This window comes from Kitasatospora sp. NPDC059827 (assembly GCF_042731675.1).
In the GTDB taxonomy this organism is placed as follows: domain Bacteria; phylum Actinomycetota; class Actinomycetes; order Streptomycetales; family Streptomycetaceae; genus Kitasatospora.
Genome location: NZ_JBHWIV010000179.1, coordinates 1 through 3,043 on the forward strand (window position 1 = coordinate 1; position 3,043 = coordinate 3,043).

The 3,043-nt window shown below is 70.7% G+C and carries 2 protein-coding genes and 1 rRNA gene; 2 read left to right on the forward strand and 1 reads right to left on the reverse strand.

What is annotated here, in order from left to right; translation table 11 throughout:
* Positions 1-93 (reverse strand): 16S ribosomal RNA (locus tag ACFV8H_RS41365); the annotation flags it as partial.
* A gap of 669 nt (positions 94-762) precedes the next feature.
* Between ACFV8H_RS41365 and ACFV8H_RS41370 the strand changes: the two genes are divergently transcribed.
* Together ACFV8H_RS41370 and ptsP are read left to right on the forward strand one after the other, a co-directional pair.
* Positions 763-1,212 carry a PTS glucose transporter subunit IIA gene (locus ACFV8H_RS41370; protein WP_380409933.1) on the forward strand — a complete coding sequence of 150 codons (450 nt, stop codon included), beginning with the start codon at positions 763-765 and terminating at the stop codon, positions 1,210-1,212.
* Between the two features lie 103 nt (positions 1,213-1,315).
* Complete coding sequence (ptsP, locus tag ACFV8H_RS41375; RefSeq protein WP_380409935.1) at positions 1,316-2,986, forward strand: phosphoenolpyruvate--protein phosphotransferase; 1,671 nt, start codon at positions 1,316-1,318, stop codon at positions 2,984-2,986.
* Positions 2,987-3,043 lie beyond the last annotated feature (57 nt).

The following is a 3,043-nucleotide window of genomic DNA, read 5'->3' on the forward strand; positions in this document are numbered from 1 at the left end:
ACTGATCCACCCCGAAGGGCTTCACCGTTCGACTTGCATGTGTTAAGCACGCCGCCAGCGTTCGTCCTGAGCCAGGATCAAACTCTCCGTGAATGTTTACTCGGCCCCACAATCAAGCAGGGCCGGTTCACACCCGCGTTGAGCGGCACGGCAACCACCGGAATAGGGCGGTCCCGCGCACTGCGTCCTCGCTAGTGTTTGTTTCAAAAGGAATCTCCAACCCCAGGAAACCTGAGGCCGGGGATGTCAAAATATCTGGCGTTGACTTTTGGCACGCTGTTGAGTTCTCAAGGAACGGACGCTTCCTTCGGACCGCCTTCCAGCGGGCCCTCCGGGCGCTTCGTTCTTTCGTGTTTCCAGCTTACCAGATGTTTTCCGCTCCGTTTACCGGGGCTTTTTGCATCTGAAATCTGGTGTTAACCGCCAAGTTGTGGCGACTCGGCCAACCATAGCGGGTCGGTTGCCGGAGCGCGAATCGAGGCTCGCCGTGGGTCACCCGGACGGCGGCATGATTTGTTGCTCTCGCGAGCATATACAGCAATGGTCCCGATTCGCCAAGATGGCTGTAGAGTGCGGCGCATCGGCTAAGAGGACTAGACCAGTCGCGGGTCGATGTGACGCCGGTCGGAAGACGGGTGGGGGCGCGGGTCTTCGCCCGGGAATGTCAGCAGATGTCCGAAGTTGACATGATTTAGGCTTCAGTTGATCGTCGCGCCGCGCTCGCGGCCGCTTCGCTGTATTGCGTACTTGGGAGGCACAACCATGACCACTGTGACGTCGCCGCTGACCGGACAGGTCGTCGGGCTCGCGGGCGTTCCGGACCCGGTGTTCTCGGGCGCGATGGTCGGCCCGGGCACCGCGATCGACCCGGTTCGCGAGCCCACCGAGGCGGTCGCTCCGGTGGACGGCGTCGTGGTCTCCATGCACCCGCACGCCTTCGTGGTGGTGGACGCGGACGGGCACGGTGTGCTGACCCACCTCGGGATCGACACGGTGCAGCTGAACGGCGAGGGCTTCGAGCTGCTCGTCAACAAGGGCGACACGGTGACCCGTGGTCAGGCCGTGATCCGGTGGGACCCGGCCGCGGTCGAGGCCGCCGGCAAGTCGCCGATCTCGCCGATCGTGGCGCTGGAGGCCGCTCCCGACTCCCTGGGCAACCTGGTCGAGTCCGGCGAGGCCCAGGCCGGCGACCAGCTGTTCAGCTGGAGCTGACCCCTCGGTCACCGACACACACCCGCCCCGCAGGAGTTGACGGGGCGACCCGGCACTCAGCGGTTCCCGGCGGGGCCGCTCCTCTCAGCGGAGAAACAGGAACATGGAGAAGACACTGCGCGGCGTGGGGGTCAGCCACGGGGTCGCGATCGGCCAGGTGCGGCACATGGGCACGGCGGTCCTGGAGCCCCCGGCCACCCAGATCCCGACCGAGGACGCCCCGCGTGAGCAGGCTCGCGCCCAGGCGGCCGTCGAGGCGGTCGCGGCCGACCTGATCGCGCGCGGCAACCTGGCCGGCGGCGAGGCGCAGGCCGTGCTGGAGGCCCAGGCGCTGATGGCGCAGGACCCGGAGCTGATGGCCGACGTGTCCCGCAGGATCGCCGTCGGCAGCAGTGCCGAGCGCGGCGTGTACGACGCTTTCGCGGCCTACCGGGCGCTGCTGGCCTCCGCCGGGGAGTACCTGGCCGGGCGTGTCGCCGACCTGGACGACGTGCGCAACCGCATCGTGGCGCGCCTGCTGGGCGTGCCGATGCCGGGCGTGCCGGACAGCGACGAGCCGTACGTGCTGTTCGCGCGGGACCTGGCGCCGGCCGACACCGCGCTGCTGGACCCGACGCTGGTGCTCGGCTTCGTGACCGAGGAGGGCGGGCCGACCAGCCACAGCGCCATCCTGGCGCGGGCCATGGGCGTGCCGGCCGTGGTCGCGCTGTCGGGGGCGACGGACGTCGCCGAGGGCACCGTCGTCGCGGTGGACGGCAGCTCGGGCGACGTGCTGCTGGACCCGTCGCAGGAGAAGCAGGACGAGCTGCGGGCGGTCGCCGCCGAGCGCAAGGCCGCGCTGGCCGGCTCCTCCGGCCCGGGGCAGACCTCGGACGGGCACCGGGTGCCGCTCCTGGCCAACGTGGGCGGCCCGGCGGACGTGCCGGCCGCGCTGGAGAACGGTGCGGAGGGCGTCGGCCTGTTCCGTACCGAGTTCCTGTTCCTGGACGACTCGGCGAAGGCTCCCAGCGAGGAGAAGCAGGTCGAGGCGTACCGCAAGGTGCTGGAGGCCTTCCCGGAGGGTCGGGTCGTGGTCCGGGTGCTGGACGCGGGCGCGGACAAGCCGCTGGACTTCCTGACCCCGGCCGACGAGCCGAACCCGGCGCTGGGCGTGCGCGGTCTGCGCACCCTGCTGGAGCACCCGGAGGTGCTGCGCACCCAGCTGCGGGCGCTGGCCACGGCGGCCGCGGGCCTGCCGGTGCACCTCGAGGTGATGGCCCCGATGGTGGCCGACCGCAAGGACGCCGCGGACTTCGCCGCCGCGTGCCGCGAGGCCGGGCTGGACGCCAAGTTCGGTGCGATGGTGGAGATCCCGTCGGCCGCGCTGCGGGCCCGGTCGATCCTCCAGGAGGTCGAGTTCCTGTCGCTGGGGACCAACGACCTGGCCCAGTACACCTTCGCCGCCGACCGTCAGGTCGGTGCGCTGGCCCGGCTGCAGGACCCCTGGCAGCCGGCGCTGCTGGACCTGGTCGCCGCGGCCGCCGAGGCCGCGCAGGCGACCGGCAAGAGCTGTGGCGTCTGCGGTGAGGCGGCGTCCGACCCGCTGCTGGCCGTGGTGCTGATCGGTCTGGGCGTCACCAGCCTCTCCATGGGCTCGGCCTCGATCCCCTACGTCCGGAGCACGCTGGCGAAGTACACGCTGGCGCAGTGCCGCCGGGCCGCCGAGGCGGCCCGGGCCGCGGACAGCGCCGAGGAGGCGCGGGCCGCGGCGCAGCAGGTGCTCTCCGGCGAGTAGGAACCGGGAAGAGTAGGACCCGAGAAACGCCGAAGGGGCGCCCCCACCGCACTGGTG

What these genes read in the sequence shown, in the direction of transcription:
- ACFV8H_RS41370 (WP_380409933.1), top strand. Translation starts at nt 763, where the DNA reads ATGACCACTGTGACGTCGCCGCTGACCGGACAGGTCGTCGGGCTCGCG.
- ptsP (WP_380409935.1), top strand. Translation starts at nt 1,316, where the DNA reads ATGGAGAAGACACTGCGCGGCGTGGGGGTCAGCCACGGGGTCGCGATC.